Origin of the sequence: Plantibacter sp. Leaf1, assembly GCF_001421315.1 — a bacterium.
In the GTDB taxonomy this organism is placed as follows: Bacteria; Actinomycetota; Actinomycetes; order Actinomycetales; family Microbacteriaceae; genus Plantibacter.
Window position 1 is genome coordinate 978,873 of the sequence record NZ_LMJX01000002.1, and the last position, 24,872, is coordinate 1,003,744.

21 protein-coding genes and 1 riboswitch are annotated in these 24,872 nt (G+C 70.6%); of the genes, 11 read left to right on the forward strand and 10 right to left on the reverse strand.

The window, feature by feature from the left end; all coding sequences use genetic code 11:
- The first annotated feature begins 19 nt into the window (after positions 1-19).
- The 3 genes from ASE44_RS06830 (at position 20) to ASE44_RS06840 (ending at position 2,585) form a co-directional block, all read left to right on the forward strand.
- Positions 20-895 (forward strand): spermidine synthase, encoded by an 876-nt coding sequence (locus tag ASE44_RS06830; RefSeq protein ID WP_056778450.1) that lies wholly within the window; start codon positions 20-22, stop codon positions 893-895.
- Between the two features lie 98 nt (positions 896-993).
- Positions 994-1,560 carry a TetR/AcrR family transcriptional regulator gene (locus ASE44_RS06835; protein WP_056007508.1) on the forward strand — a complete coding sequence of 189 codons (567 nt, stop codon included), beginning with the start codon at positions 994-996 and terminating at the stop codon, positions 1,558-1,560.
- Complete coding sequence (locus ASE44_RS06840; RefSeq protein ID WP_056007511.1) at positions 1,557-2,585, forward strand: diacylglycerol kinase family protein; 1,029 nt, start codon at positions 1,557-1,559, stop codon at positions 2,583-2,585. The genes ASE44_RS06835 and ASE44_RS06840 overlap by 4 nt, the downstream gene beginning before the upstream one ends.
- Before the next feature lie 84 nt (positions 2,586-2,669).
- Here ASE44_RS06840 and ASE44_RS06845 read toward each other — a convergent pair whose 3' ends face one another.
- From ASE44_RS06845 to ASE44_RS06855, 3 genes are read right to left on the reverse strand one after another with little or no spacing between them, the layout of a single operon-like run.
- On the reverse strand, positions 2,670-4,334 hold the full coding sequence (locus ASE44_RS06845; protein WP_056007513.1) for an FAD-binding oxidoreductase: 1,665 nt from the start codon (positions 4,332-4,334) through the stop codon (positions 2,670-2,672).
- Positions 4,331-5,035: a 1-acyl-sn-glycerol-3-phosphate acyltransferase gene (locus tag ASE44_RS06850; protein WP_056007516.1), complete on the reverse strand. Its 705-nt coding sequence runs from the start codon at positions 5,033-5,035 to the stop codon at positions 4,331-4,333. The genes ASE44_RS06845 and ASE44_RS06850 overlap by 4 nt, the downstream gene beginning before the upstream one ends.
- Entirely contained in the window at positions 5,032-5,829 is a 798-nt protein-coding gene (locus tag ASE44_RS06855) for an SDR family oxidoreductase (protein WP_056778452.1), read from the reverse strand. The genes ASE44_RS06850 and ASE44_RS06855 overlap by 4 nt, the downstream gene beginning before the upstream one ends.
- 79 nt (positions 5,830-5,908) lie before the next feature.
- Between ASE44_RS06855 and ASE44_RS06860 the strand changes: the two genes are divergently transcribed.
- The 3 genes from ASE44_RS06860 to ASE44_RS06870 are packed head-to-tail and all read left to right on the forward strand — an operon-like array spanning position 5,909 to position 9,985.
- On the forward strand, positions 5,909-6,811 hold the full coding sequence (locus tag ASE44_RS06860) for a hypothetical protein (protein WP_056007521.1): 903 nt from the start codon (positions 5,909-5,911) through the stop codon (positions 6,809-6,811).
- On the forward strand, positions 6,808-9,201 hold the full coding sequence (locus tag ASE44_RS06865) for an SDR family oxidoreductase (RefSeq protein ID WP_056778455.1): 2,394 nt from the start codon (positions 6,808-6,810) through the stop codon (positions 9,199-9,201). Before ASE44_RS06860 ends, ASE44_RS06865 begins: the two co-directional genes overlap by 4 nt.
- The gene (locus ASE44_RS06870; protein ID WP_056007527.1) at positions 9,191-9,985 is read left to right on the forward strand and encodes a hypothetical protein; all 795 of its coding nucleotides are present in this window, start codon (positions 9,191-9,193) and stop codon (positions 9,983-9,985) included. The genes ASE44_RS06865 and ASE44_RS06870 overlap by 11 nt, the downstream gene beginning before the upstream one ends.
- Positions 9,986-10,048: 63 nt before the next feature.
- On the opposite strand, the gene ASE44_RS06875 is transcribed toward ASE44_RS06870, so the two are convergent.
- The 6 genes from ASE44_RS06875 to rsmI form a co-directional block, all read right to left on the reverse strand.
- On the reverse strand, positions 10,049-10,987 hold the full coding sequence (locus tag ASE44_RS06875; protein ID WP_056778456.1) for a 4-(cytidine 5'-diphospho)-2-C-methyl-D-erythritol kinase: 939 nt from the start codon (positions 10,985-10,987) through the stop codon (positions 10,049-10,051).
- 40 nt (positions 10,988-11,027) lie between these two features.
- Complete coding sequence (mgrA, locus tag ASE44_RS06880; protein ID WP_056778459.1) at positions 11,028-12,095, reverse strand: L-glyceraldehyde 3-phosphate reductase; 1,068 nt, start codon at positions 12,093-12,095, stop codon at positions 11,028-11,030.
- Positions 12,096-12,104: 9 nt separating this feature from the next.
- Entirely contained in the window at positions 12,105-12,956 is an 852-nt protein-coding gene (gene rsmA / locus ASE44_RS06885) for a 16S rRNA (adenine(1518)-N(6)/adenine(1519)-N(6))-dimethyltransferase RsmA (RefSeq protein WP_056007536.1), read from the reverse strand.
- 62 nt (positions 12,957-13,018) lie between these two features.
- The gene (locus ASE44_RS06890; protein ID WP_056778462.1) at positions 13,019-13,924 is read right to left on the reverse strand and encodes a TatD family hydrolase; all 906 of its coding nucleotides are present in this window, start codon (positions 13,922-13,924) and stop codon (positions 13,019-13,021) included.
- A complete protein-coding gene (metG, locus tag ASE44_RS06895; RefSeq protein WP_056007542.1) occupies positions 13,921-15,501 on the reverse strand; it encodes a methionine--tRNA ligase in 1,581 nt (526 codons plus the stop codon). Before metG ends, ASE44_RS06890 begins: the two co-directional genes overlap by 4 nt.
- Positions 15,502-15,542: 41 nt before the next feature.
- Complete coding sequence (gene rsmI, locus ASE44_RS06900) at positions 15,543-16,400, reverse strand: 16S rRNA (cytidine(1402)-2'-O)-methyltransferase (protein ID WP_056778466.1); 858 nt, start codon at positions 16,398-16,400, stop codon at positions 15,543-15,545.
- A gap of 66 nt (positions 16,401-16,466) precedes the next feature.
- Here rsmI and ASE44_RS06905 point away from each other — a divergent pair, with 66 nt between their 5' ends.
- Positions 16,467-18,029, forward strand: a complete 1,563-nt coding sequence (locus tag ASE44_RS06905) for a dolichyl-phosphate-mannose--protein mannosyltransferase (RefSeq protein ID WP_235522563.1) — start codon at positions 16,467-16,469, stop codon at positions 18,027-18,029.
- A 10-nt stretch (positions 18,030-18,039) separates the two neighbouring features.
- The gene (locus ASE44_RS06910) at positions 18,040-19,053 is read left to right on the forward strand and encodes a YeiH family protein (protein WP_056778470.1); all 1,014 of its coding nucleotides are present in this window, start codon (positions 18,040-18,042) and stop codon (positions 19,051-19,053) included.
- 28 nt (positions 19,054-19,081) lie between these two features.
- On the opposite strand, the gene ASE44_RS06915 is transcribed toward ASE44_RS06910, so the two are convergent.
- On the reverse strand, positions 19,082-19,405 hold the full coding sequence (locus ASE44_RS06915) for a multidrug efflux SMR transporter (RefSeq protein WP_056011390.1): 324 nt from the start codon (positions 19,403-19,405) through the stop codon (positions 19,082-19,084).
- A gap of 14 nt (positions 19,406-19,419) precedes the next feature.
- A riboswitch (guanidine-III (ykkC-III) riboswitch) is annotated at positions 19,420-19,483 on the reverse strand.
- Between the two features lie 120 nt (positions 19,484-19,603).
- Here ASE44_RS06915 and ASE44_RS06920 point away from each other — a divergent pair.
- From ASE44_RS06920 to ASE44_RS06930, 3 genes are all read left to right on the forward strand, one after another.
- A complete protein-coding gene (locus ASE44_RS06920; RefSeq protein ID WP_056007552.1) occupies positions 19,604-20,893 on the forward strand; it encodes an O-acetylhomoserine aminocarboxypropyltransferase/cysteine synthase family protein in 1,290 nt (429 codons plus the stop codon).
- Between the two features lie 124 nt (positions 20,894-21,017).
- Positions 21,018-21,536, forward strand: a complete 519-nt coding sequence (locus ASE44_RS06925; RefSeq protein WP_056780922.1) for a CoA-binding protein — start codon at positions 21,018-21,020, stop codon at positions 21,534-21,536.
- A 29-nt stretch (positions 21,537-21,565) separates the two neighbouring features.
- Positions 21,566-24,865: a BTAD domain-containing putative transcriptional regulator gene (locus ASE44_RS06930; RefSeq protein WP_082455877.1), complete on the forward strand. Its 3,300-nt coding sequence runs from the start codon at positions 21,566-21,568 to the stop codon at positions 24,863-24,865.
- Positions 24,866-24,872 lie beyond the last annotated feature (7 nt).

A 24,872-nucleotide genomic window follows, 5' to 3' on the forward strand; every position in this document is an offset into this window, starting at 1 on the left:
TGCACCCTAGGCTGCACAGGTGGCTCTGTTCTCCCGTTCCCGCCGGCTCCCGCTCGACCAGCGCGACGCGCGGCTCACCCTCCTCGACAAGCGCATGCAGCGTTACGAACTCTCCGTCGACGACATCCCGCAGTCGGTCGTGTCACTCACCGACCCGCGCTCGCTCGAGTACCCCTACATCCGGCACATCGCCCGCGTGATCGACGCGGAGGGCCCGGCCGGTGAGCCGCTCTTCACCGTGCATCTCGGGGCCGGGGCGCTGACGCTCCCCCGCTACGTGCAGGCGACCCGACCGGGCTCTCCGCAGCTCGTCGTCGAATTCGAGCCGGAGCTGTACGCCGCGATGCTCGAAGCGCTCCCGCTGCCGGAGGGTTCGCGCGTGGAGGTCCGGTTCGGCGACGCCCGAGCCGTGGCGGACGAGCCGGTCGACGACATCGCGGCCACCGCCGCGGACGGCACGGTGTGGCGGGACGCCAAGGTGACCGTCGTCGACCTCTGGGATGCGGCGGTGATCCACCGTCGGGTCGCGAGCCTCGAGTTCTACCGTCGGGTCGCAGCGCGGTCCGCAGCCGACGGTGTGATCGCGGTCAACCTGCTCGACGGCAGCCCCTTCGACTACGCCAGGCGCCAGGCGGCGACCCTCCGGACCGTGTTCGCGCATGTGGCCGTCGTCCTCGACTTCGACCCGGTCGACGACGAGGGGCCGCTCGGCAACGTCGTCGTCTTCGCGAGCGACGCACCACTCGCTGCCGTGACGCACCCGCAGCTCTTCGGCGCGCCGGCCCCCGAGCAGCTGCACGGTGACGCACTGACGGCGTGGATCGACGGCGCGGCGGTCATGACCGACGCCGACGGCGAGGACTCCCCCGACCCCGACGACCCACGCTGGGACTGACGGCCGTCCTTTGCACCCCCATCCGATTGCGCTACGGTGGGCGTAGCGCAATCGACCGATCCACCCGGAATCGGCTCTCGCGCGGAGGAGGTTGGTCGGTGCCCGTCTCCCGACGCGTCTCCCGAGCGCAGCAGATGAGCGACCGCATCCTCGACGCAGCCCTCGACCTCATGCGCTCGCGCGGCTCGGTCGCCGTCAACATCGAGGCGGTCGCCGAGACCACCGGTGTCGCCAAGACGACGATCTACCGGCGGTACCGCAACCGCTCCGAACTGCTCACGGCGGCCGTCGCCCGCGCCATGGAGACCCCGGTCGAGATCCCCGAGGACCTGCCGACGTACGAGACGTTCACCTGGCTGCTCCACGAAGCGCGCGCGATGATCGAGGACGTGGTCGGCCGTGGCACGATTGCGTCGATCCTGCTCCAGGACGATCCCGAGTTCTCCACCCTGCTCCGGGACCTCACCCGCAACCGTGCTCGTGCCCTGTCGAACCTCGTCGACGAGCGGATCTCCACAGGAGATCTCAAGCCCGGTCTCGACGGCCGGCTCGTCGCGACCCTCCTGCTCGGCGCCGTCCTCGGTCAACTCGTCCGCGGCGCCGACATGGACGACGACTGGGCGGACCAGGTCCTCTCCGTGCTCTGGCCGGCACTCGCGGCATGAACCCTCGCAGCGCCAGACCGCACGCCGCGGTCGTCTACAACCCGACGCGCGTCCAGCTCGAGCGTCTCCGCCGCCTCGTCGACGACGCCGCGGACGACGCCGGCTGGGGCCCGACGACCTGGATCCCGACCCGCGAGCGGTCCGCCGCCGTCGAACAGGTCGCCGAGGCCCTCGACGGTGGCGCCGCACTCGTGATCGCAGCGGGCGGCGACGGGACCGTCCGCGAGGTCGCCGGAGCCATGCGTCACACGCGGACACCGTTCGCCGTGGTCCCGCTCGGCACGGCGAACCTCTTCGCGCGGAACGCGGGCATCCCCATCGACACGGCCGCAGCCGTCCGAGCGGCCTTCACCGGGGAGGAACGCCGCATCGACGTCGGGTCGATCGAGTACCGACGCGTCGACGGCGTCCAGCGGAGCACCCCGTTCCTCGTGATGACCGGCTTCGGGGTGGACGCCGACATGGTCGCCTACGCTGATCCCGTCCTCAAGCGCCGGTTCGGCTGGGTCGCCTACGTCGGCCCGATCGTCCGGGGACTCTTCCGTCGGGACCGGCCGCGCTTGTCCTGGAAGGTCGACGGCGGATCGATGCGCAGCGCGCGGACCCACACGATGTTCGTCGGGAACTGCGGGACCGTCTCGGCCGGACTCGACGTCCTGCCCGACGCATTGATCGACGACGGCGTCCTCGACGTCCTCATGGTGCGCTCGCTCGAGGGATGGGACGGGGTCCGGGTGACCCGCTGGCTGCATCGCGCGAACAACCCCGTCGCCCGGTTGACGAGGTCGAAGCTCGCGCGGCCACGCCCGCGGCCGAGCGCCGTCGAGACGGCCGGTTCCGCGGGCGGCGCGGTCCGCTACCTGCGGGCGGAACGGCTGGACGTCACGGTGTCACCACCCGCGGCGTTCCAGGCCGACGGCGACGGCATCGGCCTGGTGGCCGCGGCACGCGTGACCGTCGACGCCGGCGCACTGCTCGTGCGCCTGCCGGTGACGACCTCGCGTTCCACCCGCCTCGGGTCCTGAGCCGCCCTTCGACAGGCTCAGGGACCGGAGGCGGCTCAGGGACCGGAGGCGGCTCAGGGACCGGAGCGCGGTCCCGGACCGAGCTCAGTCGGCGAGGATCTTGCCGGGGTTGAAGTTCGATCCCGGGTCGGCGCTCTCGAAGAGGCCACGCATGATCGCGACGCCCTCGCTCGAGATGTCCTGTTCCATCCACGGAGCGTGCTCGACACCGACCGCGTGGTGGTGCGACAGGGTCCCGCCGTGGTCGACGAAGGCCTGCTGGATGGCCGACTTGACCTGCTCGTACTCACCGATGGGGTCGTCGCCCGTGATGAACGCGAAGGTGAAGTACAGGCAGGCACCCGAGTGGTACGAGTGCGAGAGGTGGCACATGATCCAGCCGTGCACGCCGAGCTTGTCGTAGGCGGCGTTGGCGGCGTCGTTCGCGGCGTCGTAGACCTCCTGCAACCGCGACCACGGTGCGGCCGTCTCCGAGACGTCTGCCGCCGCGCCACGGTCGAGCAGGAAGTCGCGGAGGTAGGGGGTGTCGAACTTCTTCTGGTCGTACAGGGCACCGGGGCCCTTGCCGACGCCCATGCCGCCGTGCTTCCGGACGATCGAGCCGACGAGGCCCTTCTCGTACCGGACGTGCGAGGCGCTGCCCTCGTAGCCGATGAAGGAGAGGCACAGCTGCTCCAGGTCCCAGCCGCGGGCCGTGAGGACCTTCATGAGGCCCTTGGTCACCTGCGCCGAGACGCCGGTGCTGGCCTTGCGGGTCGCGAGCGAGAAGCCGCTCTCCCGGGCGTTCGACACGCGCGTGACGGACGGGCTGGCGTCGCTCTCCGCGATCTCGTGCATCGCGGCGAGTCCGGCCTCCCAGGTGGGGAAGAAGTAGCCGAGGACCTCGCGGACCGCCGGCGTGCGGTGGACCTGCACCGTGACCTCGGTGATGATGCCGAGGCGGCCCTCGCTGCCGATGATCATCTCGCGGACGCTCGGTCCGGTGGAGGCGCTCGGAACCGGACGGATCGCGACGATCCCGTTCGGCCGGACCATGCGCAGGCCCTTGGTGATGTCGGCGATGTCGCCGTACTTGTCGGACTGCATGCCCGAGGAGCGCGTCGCCACCCAACCGCCGAGGGTCGAGTGCGTGAAGCTGTCGGGGAAGTGGCCCATCGTCCAGCCCTTGGCGCCGAGCTGTTCCTCGATCGACGGTCCCTGCGCACCCGCCTGGATGGTGGCGAGGCCGGAGCCCTCGTCGATCGACAGCACGCGGTCGAGGCGGCCGAGGTCGAGGGAGATGATGACCCGCTCCTCCGTCGGCTGCGGGTCGAGCGAGCCTGCGATGTTGGTTCCGCCACCGAACGGGATGATGACGGCGTCCGCGGCGACGGCCGCCGCGACCACGGACGCGACCTCGGCCTCATCGGCCGGGTACACGACGAGGTCGGGCGTCCGCGGAAGGTCGTTCGCACGGATCCGGAGCAGGTCGCGGATGCTCTTGCCGTAGGTGTGGACGACGCGTTCCTCGTCGTCGGCCGTGACGTGGCCCTGCCCGACGAGCAGCGAGAGCTCGGCGATGAATTCCTCGGTCGCACGCGAGGCCGGGACGGTGAGCTCGTCGAAGCTGAGGTGCGACTGCGCCGGCTTCCTCAGGTCGAGGCCGACGGCCTGCTTCACGAACGGCGCGAAGTCCGGCTTGTTGCTGTGCTCGAAGGCGACACCCTCGACACCCCAGCCCCACCACTTCATGTGCTCCACAGACGTCATCCGGCTTCCTTTCGTGGTGTGTCGATCGACAGGTGTGCTTCCGGCTCGACCGAGGCACGCAGAGCCACGATCTCGGCGACGACGCGGTCCATGAGCTGGACGGGCGTCTCGTTCGGTTGCGGGTGGATCGGTCGCCCGAAGACGACGCTGACGGGCGGCCGTCCGGGGACCGGCCAGTTCCGGCCCTTGGGCATCGCGGCGTGGGTGCCGAGCACGGCGACCGGGAGGCAGGGGATGCCCTGACGGGTCGCGAGGGCCGCGGCGCCGGGCTTGAAGCGGCCGAGCTCTCCGGTCCGGGACCTGCCGCCCTCGGGGAAGATGAGGATCGGGACGCCGCTCTCGAGCAGCTCCCTCGACACACCGGCCCGTTTGCGGTCGCCCGAACGGTCGACCGGGAAGGCGTTGAAGAACAGGGCCGCGAACAGGCGTCGGGCGGGGACGTCGAAGAAGTAGTCGGCCGCGACACCGGCGGCGAGGAATCGCGAGAGTCGTCGTGGCATGGCACCGACGACGAGCGGCGCGTCGAGGTGGGACTGGTGGTTCGCAACGACGATGAACGGACCGTCCACCCCGGTGAGACGCTCGCGGCCTGTGACGCGGACGCGAGTCAACGACCAGACGAGCGGCTTCAGGAGGAGGCGCTGGGCGACAAAGCGCGCGTTCGCGTGCAGGGATGAGGTGAACCGCGGCTCTGCGGTCATCGGTGGGCTCCTGACTGGGCGGCGTTCGCGGCACGACGACTCGACGACATCCGGCCCGAGATCCACCGGATCGAGGATCGGGGCGCGAACTTGACGAGGGCCATGAGCGATTTGAACCGGAGGCTCGGGATCGACACGACGACGCCACGACCGGCGTCGCGGAGGGCGTCGGCGACGAGTCGGTCGACGTCGACCCAGAGACCGGACGGGATCGAACGGGTGCTGATGCCGGCGCGGTCGTGGAACTCGGTGCGGACCCAGCCCGGGCAGAGTGCCGTGACGTGCACGCCGGTGCCGGCGAGTTCGACCGCGAGCGCCTCGGTGTAGGTCGTGACGAATGCCTTGACCGCCGAGTACCCGCCCGTGGTGATGAACCCGGCGGTGCTCGACACGTTGAGGATGGTGCCGCCGCCGCGTTCCCGCATGGCTCGGGCTGCGGCGCCCGAGAGCACGGCGACACTGCGGCACATGACCTCGATCGCGTTGTCGAGCTCGCTCGTGTCGGGATCCGTCAGCCGCGCGTGCACCCCGAAGCCGGCGTTGTTGACGACGACGTCGATCGGCGCTGCGGCGTCCTCGATGCGGGCGGCGAGTCGTGCGACGTCGGCGCGGTCGGAGAGGTCGGCGGAGATCACCTCGACCGTGCGTCCGGTCGCGCGGAGCCGTTCGGCCGACGCCTCCAGACGCTGTGCATCGCGGGCCACGAGCACCAGGTCGAAGCCCCGCCCGGCGAGCGCCGTGGCGAACGCGGCACCGATGCCGGAGGTCCCACCGGTGACGAGAGCTGTAGCCATGTGGATCAGAATACGCTACGCGTTGCGTATCGTTGCAAGCTACAGTGATGAGGTCGGATCGTCACGGAACGGAGACGCCATGGTGAACCGGGAATCGCCGCGCCCAGCAGCACCCGCCGCCCTCGACGACGTCGAGCAGGAGAGCGCCATGCTGCGCCCCGCCCACGGGTTCAGCGTCCGCGACTACGCCACCTCGGCGGTCGGCAGTCGTCGCAAGGAGATCGAGGCGGAGGACTTCTCCTCCACGCCACTCTCCCCCGAGACGGTCGCGCTGCTCCGGGCCCTCTCCGACATCGAGCGCGCGACGATGCAGTACCTGCGCGGCGTGCTCGTGACGCCGACCCACAAGGACGCCAGGGTGACCGCGTTCCTCATCACCTGGGCGTACGAGAAGTACTGGATCACCGACACCATCGACACGGTGCTCAAGGCGAACGGCACACCGCGGGTCAAGGTCCGGGCGACCGGGCTCCGCCGCACCCTCCGGGGTGTGAGCGACCGGTTCACCCCGATCGGTCAGGCCCTCATCGCGAACGTCCTCGGTGAGGACATCATCGCGTGGCACATGACGATCGGGACGATCGACGACCTCATCACCGCTGCGGCCTACCGGGCCGTCCGCGAGCGCGCCGCCCACCCCGGCCTCGACCGCCTCATCGACGAGATCCTCGAGACCAAGGCACGCCACCTGGAGTTCTTCAGCGCCCAGGCCGGCGACCGGCTCGCCGCGTCGCCCCGCGCGCAGGGCATCACCCGCCGCCGCATCCGCTCCGCCGTCTGGCCGACCGGATCAGACGTGACGGGTGCCCGGCAGACCGCTCGGTTCGCCGCACTCGTGTTCCGCAGTACCGCCACCTGGAGCGACCCGGCGGTGATCGGGATCGACGCGGCCATCGACGCGCTCCCCGGTCAGTCGGGCCTCCATCTCGCCGCCAAGCTCGCCCACCGTGGACGCCACGGAAGCACCGAGGAGAACCGATGACCGACGCCACCACCCCCGACGAGGCTCCGCAGCCGGAGCCGACCGCGAGCCCGGCACCGTCCGCCTCGCCCAGCGCGCTCGACGGCGCCCACGTCCTCGTCACGGGCGGCACCGGCTTCCTCGGGCAGGCCGTGCTCGAGCGCCTGCTGGCCGACCACCCCACCACCCGGGTCAGCCTGCTGATCCGCAAGAAAGGGTCCGTCCGCGGGAGCGATCGACTGCAGACCCTCCTCCGGAAGCCGGTATTCAAGGCCTGGCGCGAGCGCGTCGGTACCGAGGCGGCCTCGGCCATCGTCGCCGAGCGGGTGAACGTCATCGAGGGCGGCCTCGACGAGATGGCGCTCCCGTCCGATCTCGACGTCGTGATCCACAGCGCGTCCACCGTCTCCTTCGACCCGCCGATCGACGAGGCCTTCGCCACGAACGTCGGGGGTGCGACCACCCTCTACGCGGCGCTCGCCAAGAGCGGCGCGACCCCGCACGTCGTCCACGTGTCCACGGCCTACGTCGGTGGGACCCGCAAGGGCATCCAGCCGGAGCGGAGCCTCGTGCACGACGTGGACTGGCGGGCGGAGGCCGAGGCGGCACGCTCCGCCCGGGTCCGCGCCGAGGAGTCCTCCCGCCGGCCCGAGGTCCTGCGGAAGCTCATGCAGACCGCTCGCCGGGATCACGGCAAGGCGGGCCCGCAGGCGGTCTCGACCGCCGCGGAGGCCGCACGGATCGCCTGGGTCGACGCCCGACTCGTCGCCCACGGTCGTGCCAGGGCGGAGAGCCTCGGCTGGACGGACGTCTACACCTTCACGAAGGCGATGGCGGAACGCGTCGCCGAGGAGCGTTGGGCCGGTACGGGCAACCGACTGTCCTTCGTCCGCCCCTCCATCATCGAGAGCGCCCTCGCGCACCCGTTCCCCGGCTGGATCGACGGCTACAAGGTGGCGGATCCGCTGATCATCGCCTACGGCCGAGGCCAGTTGCCCGACTTCCCCGGCCTCCCGGACAGCGTCCTCGACATCATCCCCGTCGACTTCGTCGTGAACGCCATCCTCGCCGCGGCCGAGACCCCTCCGGAGCCCGCCGCCCCGCGCTACTTCCAGGTGAGCTCCGGCGCGAGCAACCCGCTGCCGTTCCACAAGATGTATGCGAACGTGCACAGCTACTTCACGGAGCACCCGATCCCCGCCGACGCCGGCGACATCAGCGTGCCGACCTGGAACTTCCCCGGCGGCCGCGCCATCGAGCGCTCCATCGACCGCCGGCAGAAGGCCACGAGCGCCGCGGGGCGGATCGTGTCGCACCTCCCGGCCAACGCGCGGACCCGCGGCTGGCAGGACCGCATCCGCAAGGCGTCGAGCGACCTCGGGTCGCTCCGCGACTTCACGGGGCTCTACCGCTCGTACGTCCAGAGCGAGATCGTGTTCGACGACCGTCGCACCCGCGAGCTCCACGCCTCGCTCACCCCTGAGCAGCAGGCGGACCGCGGCTTCGACGTCACGACGATCGACTGGGACGACTACTTCCAGCGGATCCACTTCCCGGCCGTCACCACGCTGACCCGCGCGTTCGCGAACCGCAAGGCCGGCGCGGCGAAGCAGCAGAAGATCCTCCCCGTGCGGGACGACGTCCTCGCGGTGTTCGACCTCGAGGGCACGGTGCTCGCCTGGAACCTCATCGAGCAGTACCTGTGGTTGCGGCTCGCCGCGACCTCGCGCTCGCGGTGGCCCATCGAGATCGCCGCGCTCGGCGCGTCGATGCCCGGCTACATCGGTGCCGAGCTCCGCGATCGCGGCGAATTCATCCGCACCTTCATGCGTCGCTACGAGGGCGTCGACGTGGCGCAGCTCGAGCAGCTCGTCCGAGGCGGGTTCGGCAAGGCGGTCCGCTCGCGACTGCTCCCCCAGGCGCTCGAACAGATCGCCGCGCACCGCGCCGCCGGTCACCGGACGATCCTCGTGACGGGCACGATCGACCTCATGGCCGCTCCCCTCGCACCGTTCTTCGACGAGGTCGTCGCCGGTGCGATGCACGCCGAGAACGGTCGCCTCACGGGGTACCTCGACAGCCCGCCGCTCGTCGACGAGGCCCGCGGCGCCTGGCTCACGCAGTACGCGGAGCAGCACGGGATGGACCTCGCCCACTCCTACGGGTACGGCGACTCCCACGCCGACGCCGCCTGGCTCCAGCTGGTCGGCAATCCCGTCGCCGTGAACCCCGACCACACCCTCTACCAGCTGGCGCAGGCCGGCCGGTGGACGGTGCGAGAATGGGCACGAACCACCGGGGGCGTCCGCTCCGAAGACGAACTGACCCGCGCACCGCGCCCCGCACAGCCGAGAGGAGAGCGGACGGCCGAGGACACGATCCCCGACCGCCCCAACGCACATGGCGTTTGACATCGACAAGTTCACCGAGACGAGCGTCTCGGTGAACTGGAGCGACCTCGACTTCGACGAGTTCAAGACGAATCCGCTCCCCGCTTCCACCCTCCGCAGCCTGCGGTACATGTGCGACATCGAGTACCACACGGTCTGCTACCTCCGCGACATGCTCATGACGCCGTCCCACGAGGACGACGAGGTCGGCGCGTTCATGACGATGTGGAACCGTGAGGAGTTCTGGCACGGTGAGGCACTCGCCGCCGTCCTGGCCGCCCACGACATCACCGTCGACTTCGACGAGCTCAAGGCGACGCGTCTGAAGCTCGGCTGGAAGGACCGCCTCGACCCGATCAAGCAGTCGATCCTCGGCAACCTCGTCGGCACCGACTTCATCGCCGTGCACATGAGCTGGGGTGCGGCCAACGAGTGGTCCGCCACGGCTGCGTACACCCGCCTCGCGCAGCTGGAGCGGCACCCCGTGCTCTCCGTGCTCCTCAAGCGCATCGCGAAGCAGGAGACCCGCCACGTGGCGTTCTACGCGAGCCAGGCCAGGGCCCGCCTCGAGTCGTCGAAGAGCGCCCGCCGCCTCACCCGCTTCCTGCTCCGCAAGGTGTGGGGCCCTGTGGGCTCCGGCGTCATGCCCGACTCCGAGGTCACCCACGTCATGGGGCACCTGTTCGGCGACGAGGACGGTCTGGCGGAGGTGCGCCGCATCGACGGTCACATCGCGAAGCTGCCCGGCATGGAGGGGCTCACGATCATCGAGAACTCCCTCCGCGTGCGAGGCGTCGCGGCCTGAGCCCGTACGACGGAACCCCGGTCGGATCACCGACCGGGGTTCCGTCGTTCGCGGAGGTATGCCTCAGCTCTGCGAGACGATGCGGGCGCCGTGGACCGGCCCGTGTGCCCGGATGGTCTTCAGCCCGGACGAGGCGAGCGTGACCTGCAGTTCCAGGGCGTCGTCGGCGTCCGCGGCGAGGAAGGCGATGGTGGGACCGGAGCCCGAGACGAGGCTGCCGAGCGCACCCTGCGAATCACCGAACTCGAGGACCTCGCCGAGCACGGGCCGCAGTTGCAACGCGGCGGCCTGCAGGTCGTTGTAGAGGACGTCGCCGAGCAGGTGGGCATCGCCGGCCCGAAGCGCCTGGAGCACCGCCGCGTCGACGGTCGGCTGGCGACCGGACGGCGAGATGTCGAGGATGTGTCGGGCGCGGTGCGCGTCGAGCTCCTGGTAGACCAGCGGCGTCGACATCCCGAAGTCGGCGAGGGCGAGCACCCACTCGAACTGCCCCTTGGCGAGCGCGCTGCTCAGCTGGTCGCCGCGACCGGTGCCGACGGCCGTCCCGCCGAGCAACGCGAACGGCACGTCAGCGCCGAGACGCGCGGCCAGGGCCAGGAGCTCGTCCCTGCTGCGCTCGGTGCCCCAGAGGGCGTCGCAGGCGAGCAGGGTGGCTGCGGCGTCCGCCGAGCCACCGCCCATCCCCCCGGCGACCGGGACGTGCTTCTCGATCTCGAGGCGCACGCCGCCACGGAACCCCGTCCGCCTCGCGAGCGCCTTCGCGGCGCGGATGGCCAGGTTGCTCGTGTCGGTCGGCACCCCGGAGACGTCGACGGACCCCGAGAACGAGACGCTGAAGTCATCGGCCGGGTACGCGTGCACGTCCTCGTACAGGGAGATCGCCTGGTAGGCGGTCGCGACGTCGTGGTAGCCGTCGTCCATCACGTCGCCGACCTTCAGGAAGACATTGATCTTCCCCGGTGCGCGCACGTGCACGTGCTTGAGGATGGCCTCGGTGGTCATTGTTCCAAGTTAGTCGATCCGGGAACCGCCCCGGACCGCCCTACTTGTCCGAGGAGTCCGCCCAGATGTTGACGTCCGCGCCCTCGGCGAGCCGGTCGATCTCCTCGAGCTCCTCGGTCGTGAACGCCGGCCCGTCGAGCGCGGCGAGGTTCTCGTCGAGCTGCTCCGGCCGGGAGGCGCCGATGAGCGCGGAGGTGATCGCCGGGTTGTTCAGCACCCAGGCGAGTGACATCTGCGCGAGCGTCTGGCCGCGCTCGGTCGCGATGTCGTTGAGGGACCGCAACCGCGTCGCCATCTCCTCGCTGACCTGACGGTCCGGCAGTGACGGACGGTTCGTGGCGCGCTCCGCCGGGCCGTCCCCGAGGTACTTGTCGGTGAGGAGGCCCTGCGCGAGCGGCACGAAGGCGATCGCCCCCAGCCCGGTCTCGGTGAGCACCTCGGTGAGTCCGTCCTCCACCCAGCGGTTGAGGATCGAGTACGAGGGCTGGTGGATCACGAGGGGGGTCCCCAGCTCACGGGCGACGGCGTGCGCGGCCGCGGTCCGTTCGGCCGAGTACGACGAGATGCCGACGTACAGCGCCTTCCCCGAGCGCACGATCGCGTCGAGCGCACCGACCGTCTCCTCGATGGGCGTCACCTCGTCGACCCGGTGGGAGTAGAAGATGTCGACGTAGTCGAGGCCCATGCGCTCCAGGGACTCGTCGAGGCTCGCGGTCAGGTACTTCTTCGAACCGAAGTTGCCGTACGGGCCTGGCCAGAAGTCGTATCCAGCCTTCGAGGAGATGATGAGCTCGTTGCGGTACGGGCCGAAGTCCTCGCGCATCATGCGGCCGAAGTTCGTCTCCGCCGAGCCGTAGGGCGGCCCGTAGTTGTTCGCGAGGTCGAAGTGGGTGATGCCGTGGTCGAACGCGTGCCGGAGGAGGGCACGTTGTCCGTCGAACGGCCGGTTGTCGCCGAAGTTGTACCAGAGGCCGAGGGAGATCGGGGGCAGGAAGAGCCCGGAGGTACCCACCTGGCGGTAGTCGTTCCGCGCGTAGCGGTCGTCCGCAGCGGCGTACGGGCGGTGGATGTCGGGGACGTTCAGCGGGAAACGAGCATCAGCGGTCATGCACCAACGCTATCGCCCTGCGCGGACGATCGACAGGAAGTCGTGGACGGTGAGTTCCTCACCACGCGCGGTCGGCTTGACGCCGGCCGCCTCCATGCGCTCCGTGGCCGCCTGCGAGCTGCCGAGGACGTTGCCGAGCGCCTGGCGGAGCATCTTCCGGCGCTGCTGGAAGGCGGCGTCGATGAGCGCGAAGGTCTCGACCCGCTCCTGCTCGGTGCCGATCACGTCGCTCCGTCGTTCGAAGCCCACCAGGACGGAGTCCACGTTCGGGATCGGCCAGAACACCTGGCGGCTGACCTGTCCGGCGATGCGCCACGCCCCGTACCAGGCGGCCTTCGCGCTCGGCGCGCCGTAGACCTTGCTCCCGGGGACCGCGGCCAGTCGGTACCCGACCTCCGCCTGCACCATGACCACGCCGGCGGTGAGCGAGGTGAAGTGTTCGAGGAAGTGCAGCAGGACCGGCACGGAGATGTTGTACGGCAGGTTGGCGACGAGCCGGTTCGGCGACGCTGGCAGTTCCTCGATGCGGAGGGCGTCCTCGTGGACGACCGACAGCCGGTCGATCATGCCCGGCGCCATCTCCCCCACCGTGATCGGGAGCTGCTTCGCGAGGCGACCGTCGATCTCGACGGCGACGACACTCGCGTCGGCTTCGAGGAGGCCCAGCGTGAGCGATCCGAGTCCCGGACCGATCTCGACCACCACGTCGCCCGGCGCGACATGGGCGACCGAGACGATCTTGCGGACGGTGTTCGCGTCGATGACGAAGTTCTGACCGAGCTTCTTCGTCGGCGTCACGTCGAGCAGGGTGGCGAGGTCTCGGATCTCGGCGGGGCCGAGCAGTGCGACGGAAGCGGTCATCCCCCCAGTATCCCCGATCGCCGGTGGCCCCGATCGCGCCGCGGCTCCAGGCCGCCCACCGGTCAGTCGGACCAGGAGCCGTAGACCCGCTCCGTGTTCGTGGCGAGCTGCGTCGCGAACCCCTCGAGGTCTGCGCCCAGGTGTGCGGCCATGCCACGGACCGTGTGGGGCAGCAGATAGGGGGCGTTGGGCCGACCGCGGAACGGCGCCGGTGTGAGGTACGGCGCATCGGTCTCGACCATGACGAGCTCGCGGGGCATGACCTCGAGCGCCTCGCGCAACGGGGCGGCGTTCTTGAACGTCACGGTGCCTGCGAACGAGGCGTACCAGCCGTGCTCGGCACAGAGCGCTGCGAGTTCGCGGCCCCCGGAGAAGCAGTGGAAGACGGTGCGCTCCGGAGCCCCGACGCGCAACAGGGTCTCGACGACCTCGTCGTGGGCGTCGCGGTCGTGGATCTGCAGGGCGATGCCGTGCCGCTTCGCGATCGCGATGTGCGCCTCGAAGGAGGCGAACTGCGCGGCTCGGCCATCGTCCTCGGTGCGGAAGAAGTCGAGGCCGGTCTCGCCGACGGCCCGGACACGGGGCTGGGCTGCCAGGCGGTCGATCTCGGCCAGCGCGTCGTCGAGCGTTCCCGCGCGGTCGAGGTCCGGAGCGTCATTCGGGTGGATCGCCACGGCTGCGAGGACGCGCGGGTCGCTTGCCGCGAGCGCCGCCGACCAGCGCGAGGTCTCGACGTCGGTGCCGACCTGCACGATCCCGCGGACACCGACGGCGAGCGCGCGGTCGAGGTGCTCGGTCGGCGTCAGCGGCGCTTCGCCGTCGGCGTGCTCGAGGTGCGTGTGGTTGTCGTACACGGCCACCGGCAGCGGCTCAGGGCTCTCCGGGTAGCTCAACTGCTTGCGCTCCCCCGCCTCCCGCTGCCGCAGATGCGGAGTGGCGGCTGGATCCGGTGCGACGGCCCCGCTCATTCCGCGACGGCCTCGATCCGCGGGAAGAGCGGCTCGAGCCCGGCCACCGTGGTGCCGGCGGGGACCTGAGCCCAGGTGCCGACCTCGCTGATGCGCTGCGCGCCGAGCTGACCCAGGGCGTCCTCGACACCGAGTGCGGTCCAGAGCTTGGTGGTCGCCTTCGGGACGAAGGGGTGCAGCAGGACCGACAGGGCGCGGAGCCCTTCGACCGCCGTGGCGAGGACGGTGCCGAGGCGTTCGCGCTTGGCCTCGTCCTTCGCGAGCGCCCACGGCTCCTGCTCGGTGATGTAGCCGTTCAGCTCGTCGACGATCCGCCAGATGGCGGCGAGCGCGTCCTGGATGGCGAGTCGCTCGATGGCGGCGTCGGCGTCCGTGGCGGCGCGGGCGACCGTCTGCTGGATCGCGACGTCGGCAGGCTCGGCGGGGCCGCTCGGCGGCACGACACCCTCGAAGTAGCGGGTGACCATCGCCAGCACGCGCGAGGCCAGGTTGCCGAAGCCGTTCGCGAGTTCGGCCTGGTAGCGCGCCGAGAGGTCCTCCCAGCTGAAGGAGCCGTCCTGGCCGAAGGCGATGGCGCGCATGAAGTAGTAGCGGAACGCGTCGGAGCCGAAGGTGTCGGTGATCTCGCTCGGGGCGATCCCGGTGAGCTTCGACTTCGACATCTTCTCGCCGCCGACGAGCAACCAACCGTGACCGAAGACGCGCTTCGGCACCTCGAGTCCGGCGGCCATGAGCATGGCCGGCCAGATGACGGCGTGGAACCGCAGGATGTCCTTGCCGACGATCTGCGTGGCCGGCCAGCGCTCGGCGAACGCCTCCTCGTCGGAGCCGTACCCGGCAGCGGTGATGTAGTTGAGCAGGGCGTCGAACCAGACGTAGACGACGTGGCTCTCGTCCCACGGGACCTTGATGCCCCAGTCGAAGGTGGAGCGCGAGATGGAGAGGTCCTTCAGGCCCTGGCGGACGAACTGGATGACCTCGTTGCGTGCCGATTCCGGCTGCACGAACTCCGGTCGCTCCTCGTAGAGGGCGAGCAGTCGCTCGGCGAAGTCACTCATGCGGAAGAAGTAGTTGCTCTCCTGCAGCAGCTCGACGGGCTTGGAGTGGATCGCGCAGACGAGCTGGCCGACGTACTCGCCGGTGCCCTGGACGAGGTCGCTCTCCTGCTTGTACTCCTCGCACCCGACGCAGTAGTAGCCCTCGAACTCGCCCGTGTAGATGTACCCGGCGTCGTACAGACGCTGCAGGAAGAGCTGGACGTTCTGCTCGTGGCGCTCGTCGGTCGTGCGGATGAAGTCGTCGTTCGAGATGTCGATCGTGTCGAGCAGCGGGTACCAGGACTCGCTGACGAGGCGGTCCGCCCACTCCTTCGGCGTCACGCCGTTCGCGGTCGCGGTGCGCAAGATCTTCTGGCCGTGCTCGTCCGTCCCGGTGAGGAACCAGGTGCGATCGCCGGCCTGACGGTGCCAGCGCGCGAGGACGTCGGCGGCCACCTCCGTGTACGCGTGCCCGATGTGCGGAGCATCGTTGACGTAGAAGATGGGCGTGGTGATGTAGAACGAGGTGCCGTCGGCCATGGGGTCAATCCTAGGACGAGCGGGCACCGCGCTCGTGCCTGTTACGACGTGGGGCGCCGCTCCGCGCCCGGTGCCGTCTTCGGCGGGCGTGCGGCCAGGGCCGCCTGGTAGAGGTCGCGCTTCGACAGGCCCGTGGCCTCGGCGACCTCGTTCGAGGCGTCCTTCAGGCGCATCCCTGCGGCCACGAGGGCGAGCACCTGCTCGAGCGCGGTGTCGGGATCGGCCTCGACGGCCTCGGCACCGGCGATGACGACGCAGATCTCGCCCTTCACCCCGCCCGAGGCCCAGACGGCGAGCTCGGCGGCCGTTCCGCGCTTGACCTCTTCGAACAGCTTCGTGAGCTCCCGACAGACGGCGACCCGGCGGTCGCCGCCGAGGACCGCCGCGACGTCCTCGAGCGAGGAGGCCAGGCGGTTGGGCGATTCGAAGAACACCATCGTGCGTGGTTCCGTCGCGAGGGCGCGGAGGGCGCTCCGACGGTCGCCCGGCTTCCGCGGCAGGAAGCCCTCGAAGGTGAACCGGTCTGTCGCGAGCCCGGAGACGGCGAGCGCCGTGACGACCGCGGACGGTCCGGGGATCGCCGTGACCTGGACGTCCGCCGTGGCGGCCGCGTCCACGAGGTGGAACCCGGGATCGGACACGGTCGGCATGCCGGCGTCGCTCAGGACCAGCACGTCGGTCTCGCGGGCGAGTTCGACGATCTCGGCGGCGCGCTCCCGCTCGTTGTGGTCGTGCATGGCGATGAGCCGGGGGCGCGACTCCACGCCGAGCGCCCGCAGGAGGTGGATCGCCGTCCGGGTGTCTTCGGCGACGATGACCTCCGCGGTGGCCAACGCCTCACGGAGTCGGGGCGACGCGTCGCCGAGGTTGCCGATGGGGGTCGCGCCGAGGATGATCACCGGACCAGTCTCCCACCGGCCGGGTGGTTAGATGAGACGGTGTCGGTCGATCTCCTGGAACCCCCCGTGACGGGATCGCGCCTCGACCGTTGGTGGGAGCGGATGCTCCGCACCGAGCGCCGCCGGAAGCTGTGGATCTGGGGCGGCCCTGCAGCCGTCACCCTCCTCGCCTTCGTCCTCCGGTTCTGGAACCTCGGTCACCCGCACTCGCTCGTCTTCGACGAGACGTTCTATGTGAAGGACTCGTGGTCGTTGTGGCTGAACGGGTACGAGAGCACTTGGCCGGACGGGGCGGACGAGGGCTTCGCCAACGGCGACGCCGGTGACCCGAGCACGAACCCGTCGTACGTCGTCCACCCGCCCCTCGGCAAGTGGCTGATCGCCCTCGGCATCGCCGTCTTCGGCATCGACGACAGCACCGGGTGGCGGATCTCCACCGTCATCGCCGGCACCCTGGCGGTGCTCCTCGTGACCCTGATCGCGAAGCGCCTGTTCACCTCGTCGATCCTCGCGGTCCTCGCCGGGTTCCTGTTCGCGATCGACGGTCACGCGATCGTGATGGCGCGGGTCTCCCTGCTCGACAACTTCGTGATGCTGTTCGTGCTGGCGGGGTTCGGTGCGATCCTGCTCGACCGTTCCTGGCATGCGTCCCGACTCGCCGCCAAGCTCGCCTCGCGCCGTTCCGGTGGCGCGGAACCGGCCTGGGGTCCCGTGCTCTGGTGGCGCCCCTGGCTGCTCGCCGCCGGAGTCGCGTTCGGTGCGGCGACGGCCGTCAAGTGGAACGGCCTGTACTTCCTCGCCGCGTTCGGCCTGTACGTCATCGTCACCGATCTGCTGCTCCGCCGCCGCCTCGGGCTCGGCCTCTGGGCGAGCGCCGCGGTCCTCAAGCAGGGTCCCATCTCCTTCCTGACGATGGTCCCGGTCGCCGCGGTGGTGTACCTCGCGAGCTGGTCGGGGTGGATCCTCACCTCGGGCGGCTATGACCGGCAGTGGGCGAACGCCGTCGGCAACGGGTGGACCGGCACCTTCGCCTGGGTCCCCCACTGGTTCCAGAGCCTCGTCCACTACCACCAGAGCGCGTACGGCTTCCACGTCGGGTTGAGCACACCGCACCCGTACGCGGCGAACCCGCTCGGCTGGTTGCTCATGATCCGGCCGACCAGCATGTACTACCAGTCCCCCGCGATGGGGACCGACGGCTGCGCCTGGGACGCCTGCTCCTCGGCCATCACCTCGATCGGCAACCCGCTCATCTGGTGGGGAGCAGCCGTCGCTCTCGGGTACTGCGTCTACCGTCTGGTCCGCTACCGCGAATGGCAGGTGGGGCTCATCGTGCTCGGCGTCGCGGCGGGCTACCTCCCGTGGCTGCTGTACCTGAACCGCACGGTGTTCCAGTTCTACACGATCGTGTTCGAGCCGTACCTGATCCTCGCGCTCGTCTTCGCGGTCGGGAAGATCCTCGGGTCCCGTGACGATCCGGAGGAACGCCGGGTCGCCGGTGTCGGGGTGATCGGCGTGTTCGTGACGATCACCACGCTCCTGAGCATCTTCTGGTACCCGCTCTGGACCGCGATCACCGTCCCGTACTGGTTCTGGCACCTCCACGCCTGGTTGCCGTCGTGGGTCTGACGGGCGGTCGGTGGTGAAGGCCCTCCCCGGTGTGCTCGTCGCCGGTGCCGCGGCACTGCTCGCCCTCGGGCTGCACACCCTCGTGCCGGTCGTGCCACTCCTCACCGCGAGTGTCCTGCTCGGGATGATCGTCGGCCAGCTGCCGGCCTTCCAGCGGCTCGCGAGCGGCGTGCTCAAGCCGGGACTCGGACTCAGCGCGAAGCGGTTCATGCGGATCGGGGTCGTGCTGCTGGGGCTGAAGCTCAGCCTCGTCGATATCGCCGGACTCGGCTGGGTGACCCTGGCGACCACCGTGGCCATCGTCGTCATCACCTTCTTCACCACCCTGTGGCTCGGCAAGGCGATCGGCCTCACCGGCCCGGAACCGTTGCTCATCGCGACCGGCTTCTCGATCTGCGGCGCCTCGGCGATCGGTGCGATGAGCGGGGTCGTCAAGGCGAAGGACGAGGAACAGGCCACCCCGATCGCGCTCGTCACCCTCTGCGGCACGCTCGCGATCTTCGTCCTCCCCGCGCTCCGCGGACCGCTCGGCCTGACCGACGAGCAGTTCGGCCACTGGGTGGGTGCGAGCGTGCACGACGTCGGCCAGGTGGTCGCGACCGCGCAGATCGCGGGGACGAGCGCGCTCGCCGTCGCCGTGGTCGTCAAGCTCACGCGCGTCGTCCTGCTCGCGCCCATGGTCGCCGCCGCCGCGACGATCGAACGCCGCCGACTCCAGACCGTGTCGGCCGGAGCCGGCGGGGGCGCGGACGGGACCGCCACCGCTCGACCGCCGATCGTCCCGCTGTTCGTCGCCGGCTTCATCGCGGCCGTGCTCGTCCGCACGCTCCTGCCGGTGCCCGAGGTCGTCCTCGACGTCGCGGACGCCGCGCAGACCGCGCTGCTCGCGATGGCGCTGTTCGCGCTCGGCGCGGCGATCCGGGTGCGGACGCTCATCACCACCGGGTGGCGGGCGCTCGTCGTCGGCCTCGGGTCGTGGCTCCTCATCGCCGTCCTGGCGCTCGGAGCAGTGCACCTGTCCTGACGCCCTGCGGCTCGCCGAGCTGGTCGGGCTAGTGCTCCCCGCCCACGAGCTTCAGGCCGATGACGCACCCGATGAGCCCGAGGATGAGCAGCACCTTGACGACGGACAGTTCCTCCCCGCCGAAGACCATGGCGTAGCCGACGGTGAGCGCGGCACCGATCCCGACCCACACGGCGTAGGCGGTGCCGACCTGGATGTCGCGCATGGCCCAGGCCAGGCCCGCCATGCTGAGGACGAGCGCCACGCCGAAGGTGACGGTGGGCCAGAGCTTCGTGAAGCCCTCGGACTTGCCGAGCGCGGTGGCCCAGACGGCCTCCAGGACACCCGATGCGATGAGCACGATCCATGACATGACGATCACTCCTCAGTGGTCAGTCTTGTCGCGTTCCGGGTACTGCGCCCTCGTCCGGCAACCCCATCGGGGCTGTGCCCGTCACGATACGCGTCCGGCCTGGGCAGGCGCTGGGCACGGTGATGGACGGTCGGGAGCAATGCGTCCTTCTGTTGCAGCAGGGCCGAGCCGCGCGCAGTGCTCGGGTAGCGTGAACGCATGGCAGATCGTGAGTATGGCTTCCGCACGCGTGCGATCCACGCGGGCAACATCCCCGACCAGGTGACCGGCGCCCGCGCGCTGCCCATCTACCAGTCGAGCGCCTTCGTCTTCGACGACACCGCCGACGCCGCCGCGCGCTTCGCCCTGCAGAAGTACGGCAACATCTACTCCCGTCTCGCGAACCCGACGGTCGCGAGCTTCGAGGAGCGCATCGCGAGCCTCGAAGGCGGTCTCGGTGCCGTCGCGACGGCCTCCGGTCTCGCCGCGCAGTACATCACCTTCGCCTCGCTCGCCGGGCAGGGCGACCACATCGTCGCCTCGGCCAACCTCTACGGCGGGTCGATCACGCAGCTCGACGTCACCCTGCGACGCTTCGGCATCGAGACCACGTTCGTGCAGTCCTCCGACGCGGCCGACTACGCCGCCGCGATCCAGGAGAACACCAAGCTCGTCTTCGCCGAGACGGTCGCGAACCCGTCCGGCGAGATCGCCGACATCGAGGGTCTGGCCGACGTCGCCCACGCCCACGGCATCCCGCTCATCATCGACTCCACGATCGCCACGCCCTACCTCAACCGTCCGATCGAGTGGGGTGCCGACATCGTCACGCACTCCGCCACCAAGTTCCTCGGCGGACACGGCACGACCCTCGGTGGCGTCGTCGTCGAGAGCGGCCGGTTCGACTGGGACTCCGACAAGTTCCCGCTCTTCGGGCAGCCGGTGCCGAGTTACGGCGGGCTGCAGTGGTCGGGGAACTTCGGCGAGTACGCCTTCCTCACCCGCCTCCGTGCGGAGCAGTTGCGCGACATCGGCCCGGCGCTCGCGCCGCACTCGGCCTTCCTGCTCGCGCAGGGCGTCGAGACGCTGCCGTTCCGCATCCAGGCGCATGTCGACAACGCGCGGATCGTGGCCGAGTGGTTGGACGCCGACCCGCGCATCGCCGCCGTCAACTGGGCTGGACTCCCCGCCCACCCGCACCACGAGCGGGCGAACAAGTACCTGCCGAAGGGGCCGGGCTCCGTCTTCAGCTTCGAGGTGAAGGGTGGCCGCCAGGTCGGCCAGAAACTCATCGAGTCCGTCGACCTCGCGAGCCACCTGGCGAACATCGGCGACGCGAAGACGCTCATCATCCACCCGGCGTCGACCACGCACGCCCAGCTCTCCGACCAGCAGCTCGTCGATGCAGGCGTGCTGCCCGGCATCGTCCGACTGAGCGTCGGCATCGAGGACCCGGACGACATCATCTACGACCTCGACCAGGCCCTCGCGGCCGCGGTGAAGGAGTAACGGCATGAGCACGTCGACAAGCTCAGTGACCGGGCAGGGCGAGACCGTGACCGGGCAGGACGAGACCGTGACCGGGCAGGACGCGACGGAGACCGTCCGGCTCACCAACGGGCTCACCTGCTCGCTGCCGGCGAGCTCGCCGCTCGCGAAGCTCCTGCGATCCCAGCGCACCTGGGTCGGACCGGACGCCAAGGCCCGCCTCAAGCTGCTCCGTGACGCGAAGTCCGTCGCCATCGTGGGCGCCTCCCCCAATCCCGCGCGCTCCTCGTACTTCGTGGGCACCTACCTGCAGCAGTCGAGCGACTTCCGCATCTACTTCGTCAACCCGAACGCGACCGAGATCCTCGGGCAGCCCGCGTACCCCGACCTCGCGTCGCTCCCCGAGGTTCCCGACATCGTCGACGTGTTCCGGAAGGCGAGCGACATCCCGCAGGTCATCGACGAGGTCGTCGCCGTCGGCGCCCCCACCGTCTGGGTCCAGCTCGGCATCTGGAACCAGGAGGCAGCCGAGTACGGCGAGTCGAAGGGCCTGAACGTCGTGATGGACCGCTGCATCAAGGTGGAGCACGCCCGCTTCCACGGAGGCCTGCACCTGCTGGGCTTCGACACCGGGCAGATCACCGCCCGCAAGACCCTGCGGTAGCCGTCCCGCCCGCTGGGTATGCTCGACAGGTGCCCGCGTCCACGCCTCGAGTGACCGTGCTCGGTCCCATCCGCGTCGAGGGTCGTGCCGGTGGGCTGGTCGAACCGGGTGGGCGCCGCGCCAAAGCCCTCGTGGCCGCGCTCGCCCTCGCGGAGGGCCGGTCCGTGTCGACGACGGCCCTCATCGACGCGCTCTGGGACGACGCCCCGCCGGTCGGTGCGAAGGCGGCCCTGCAGACCCTCGTGTCCCGGGTGCGAGCCGTCGCCGTACCAGGACTCATCGAGTCGTCGGCCGCCGGCTACCGGCTCACGGCCGGCGCGGACGACGTCGACCTCGGCGCCGCCTCCGCCCTCGCGGACGCCGCGTCGACGGCGGTGCGAGGCGCCGACCCGCGTGCTGCCGCGCAGCTCTCGCAGGAGGCCTTACAGCTCTGGACCGGTGACCCCGGCGCCGAGCTCGACCCACCGCTCGCCGAGGAGCTCTCCGGCCGTGGGGCGCGACTGCAGGACGAGCTGCGCCGGGTCAGGGCGCAGAGCCGGATCGACGTGGGCGAGGGTGTCGCCGTGATCAGCGATCTGGAGTCGCTCGCCGCAGCGGCACCGCTCGACGATGCGACGCACCTGATGCTCTTCAACGCCTACGCGCAGTGCGGCCGACGCGCCGACGCGATGCGCCTGTTCTCGGACCACCGGCGCCACCTGCGGGACGAGCTCGGGACGGATCCGGCGAACGCCCTCGTCGCCGCCCACACCTCCCTGCTGCAGGAGGGCACCGATCAGCCGGCGACCGCGGCCTCCGCTCACGGAGCGCCGCCTCCACCCCAGGAACGCACCGACCGCCTCGTCCTGGGGCTCCGCACGCCGCCGAACGAGCTCATCGGACGGGAGGCCGACCTGGAGGCGATCCGGGAGCTGGTCGCCGAGGTGCGGATGACGACGATCCTCGGCCCGGGTGGACTCGGCAAGACCCGCCTGGCCCAGGAGGTCGCCCGCCGCGCGTCGGCGTCCACACCGGGTGTCGTCTTCGTGGAGCTCGCCAGCATCCGGGATGCGGAGGACCTCCCGCTCGCGGTGGCCACCGCCCTCGGCATCCGGGACGTCACCGGCTCCCGGCGCCTCGGCGAGGCCTTCGCCGCCCTGCCCGTGGACCTGCATGAGCGCATCGTCGCGCGGCTGTCCGAACGTCCCACGCTGCTCGTCATGGACAACTGCGAACACCTCGTGGACGCAGCGGCCCGGTGGATCGCCGACGTCCTCGACTGGACGACGGGCCTCCGCGTCCTCGCGACCAGCCGCAGCCCGCTGTCGATCACGGCCGAGCACGTCTACCAGCTCGAACCGCTCGGTGCCGGCCACACCGACGGTGACGACCCGAACGAGGTCGGCCCGGCGGTGCGCCTGTTCATCGAACGAGCTCGCGCCGCCCGCCCGGGCGTCCACATCCCGCTCGAGACCGCGGCACGACTGTGCGCCGCTCTGGACGGGCTCCCCCTCGCGATCGAGCTGGCGGCGGCGCGCACCCGCTCCATGTCCGTGGAGGAGGTGGAACGGCGGCTCGGGAACCGTTTCGCCCTGCTGACCACCGGCTCCCGCAGCGCGCCCGAGCGTCACCAGACCCTCCACGCGGTCATCGAATGGAGTTGGAACCTCCTCGGCGAGCGTGAGCGGACGGTCCTGCGTCGCACATCGCGATTCCCGGACGGGTTCGGCATCGACGCGGCCGGCGCCGTCGCCCCGGAGGTCGACGACGTCGCCGACGCCCTCGACGCGCTCGTCGGACAATCGCTCCTGACCGTCCGGGACGACCCGGCGACCGGGTCGCTCCGATTCCGGATGCTCGAGACGGTCCGCGAGTTCGGGATGATCGCGATGCAGGACGCCGGCGAGGATGCGGTGGTCGTGGACGCCATGCGGCGGTGGGCGATCACCCTCGCCGACGCGACACAGCCGCGCATGCACGGGGCCGAGCAACTCGACGCCTTCGCGATCCTCGCCCTCGAACAGGACACCCTCGTGAGCATCCTGCGACAGGCCCTCGCCGACGACCGGGCAGACGTCGTCGGCCCGCTGTTCGCCGCGCTCGCGGTGTTCTGGACCTTCCGGAGCGCCCATCAGGAGGTGCTCGCGTTCGGTGAGCCGGTCCTCGCCGTGCTCCGACGCCAGGACGCCGGCTCGGTGACCGGCGACGCCCCGGCGGTCGCGTTCGCGATCATCGCGGTGACCTTCCTCACCACCGACGTCCGGACGTCGGCCCGCGCGATCGGGGCGCTCCGCCGCGTCGAACGCGTGCATCGGACGGAGCACCCGCGGATGCGCGCGCTCGTCGGGCTCATGCTCGCCGCAGGACGCGCTGATCGGTCGGTGGACCTCATGCAGTCGTTCCGGACCTCACCCGACCCTCGGGTCGCCAACGTCGGCAACCTCCTCGCGGCGCAGATGGCCGAGAACGAGGGTGATCCGGCATCAGCAGAGGTGGCCGCGCTCCGGGCGAACGAACTCTCCGTGTCGATCGGCGACGTCTGGGGAGCTGCGATGAGCGCTCACATGCTGGCGCAGTTGCACAGCCAGAACGCCGAATCCGAGTCCGCCCTCCACTGGGCCGGGTTGGCGGCCACCGGCCTCGAAGCGATCGGCGCCGAGGCCGACCTCCGCCAGCTGGACTGGCTCATCGCGCTCGGCGACATCGGCCGGGGCGACTACGCGTCGGCGACCGCGGTCCTCGACCGCTTCCTCACCGATGAGACGCCGTCGACGGGCTTCACGCCGATCCCCGAACGCGAGTCGATCGTGTGGGCGGGTCTCGCCGAGATCGCCCGCGCCCAGGGCGACAGCCGACGCGGCACCGAGCTCTACGGCCGCGCGCTCGGGGCCTTCAGCGGTGGTGAGTCCCGCCGCTCGCCCTGGTTCGCGCTCGTCGCCTCCGCCGCCCTCGCTGCGGCCGTGCTCGACGGGACCACGTCCTCCGAGGTCCACGGGCGTCTGGCCCGCCGGATCCGGACCCGGACGGTCGCGCTCGGCCGCCTGCTGCCGGAACGGTTCGACCGCCCCGTCCTCGGCGCCACCGTCCTCGCCCTCGGCAGCTGGTACCTGCGTGCGGACGAGGACGACGTCCGGGTGGTCGGCGCGGAGCTCGTCGCTCTCGCCGCCGGGCTCGCGTCCCGGCAGGACATCCCGTCACTCGTCCGCCGCCTGCATGAACCGGACGCGACCGTCTTCCTGAGCGCTGTCGATGACACGGCCATCGCCGCACGGGTCGCCCGCCGGTCCGCGAACGAGAGCGCCGCCAGGGCCCTCGAGCTGCTGGGCAGCCGGGTCCTGGCGGCGCGCTGACCGACCG

Coding starts and splice junctions, on each gene's coding strand:
- ASE44_RS06850 (WP_056007516.1), bottom strand. CDS start 5,035: ATGACCGCAGAGCCGCGGTTCACCTCATCCCTGCACGCGAACGCGCGC.
- rsmA (WP_056007536.1), bottom strand. CDS start 12,956: ATGACCGCTTCCGTCGCACTGCTCGGCCCCGCCGAGATCCGAGACCTC.
- ASE44_RS06915 (WP_056011390.1), bottom strand. CDS start 19,405: ATGTCATGGATCGTGCTCATCGCATCGGGTGTCCTGGAGGCCGTCTGG.
- ASE44_RS06890 (WP_056778462.1), bottom strand. CDS start 13,924: ATGAGCGGGGCCGTCGCACCGGATCCAGCCGCCACTCCGCATCTGCGG.
- ASE44_RS06860 (WP_056007521.1), top strand. CDS start 5,909: ATGGTGAACCGGGAATCGCCGCGCCCAGCAGCACCCGCCGCCCTCGAC.
- metG (WP_056007542.1), bottom strand. CDS start 15,501: ATGGCCGACGGCACCTCGTTCTACATCACCACGCCCATCTTCTACGTC.
- ASE44_RS06840 (WP_056007511.1), top strand. CDS start 1,557: ATGAACCCTCGCAGCGCCAGACCGCACGCCGCGGTCGTCTACAACCCG.
- ASE44_RS06870 (WP_056007527.1), top strand. CDS start 9,191: ATGGCGTTTGACATCGACAAGTTCACCGAGACGAGCGTCTCGGTGAAC.
- ASE44_RS06875 (WP_056778456.1), bottom strand. CDS start 10,987: ATGACCACCGAGGCCATCCTCAAGCACGTGCACGTGCGCGCACCGGGG.
- ASE44_RS06855 (WP_056778452.1), bottom strand. CDS start 5,829: ATGGCTACAGCTCTCGTCACCGGTGGGACCTCCGGCATCGGTGCCGCG.
- mgrA (WP_056778459.1), bottom strand. CDS start 12,095: ATGACCGCTGATGCTCGTTTCCCGCTGAACGTCCCCGACATCCACCGC.
- ASE44_RS06865 (WP_056778455.1), top strand. CDS start 6,808: ATGACCGACGCCACCACCCCCGACGAGGCTCCGCAGCCGGAGCCGACC.
- ASE44_RS06920 (WP_056007552.1), top strand. CDS start 19,604: ATGGCAGATCGTGAGTATGGCTTCCGCACGCGTGCGATCCACGCGGGC.
- ASE44_RS06845 (WP_056007513.1), bottom strand. CDS start 4,334: ATGACGTCTGTGGAGCACATGAAGTGGTGGGGCTGGGGTGTCGAGGGT.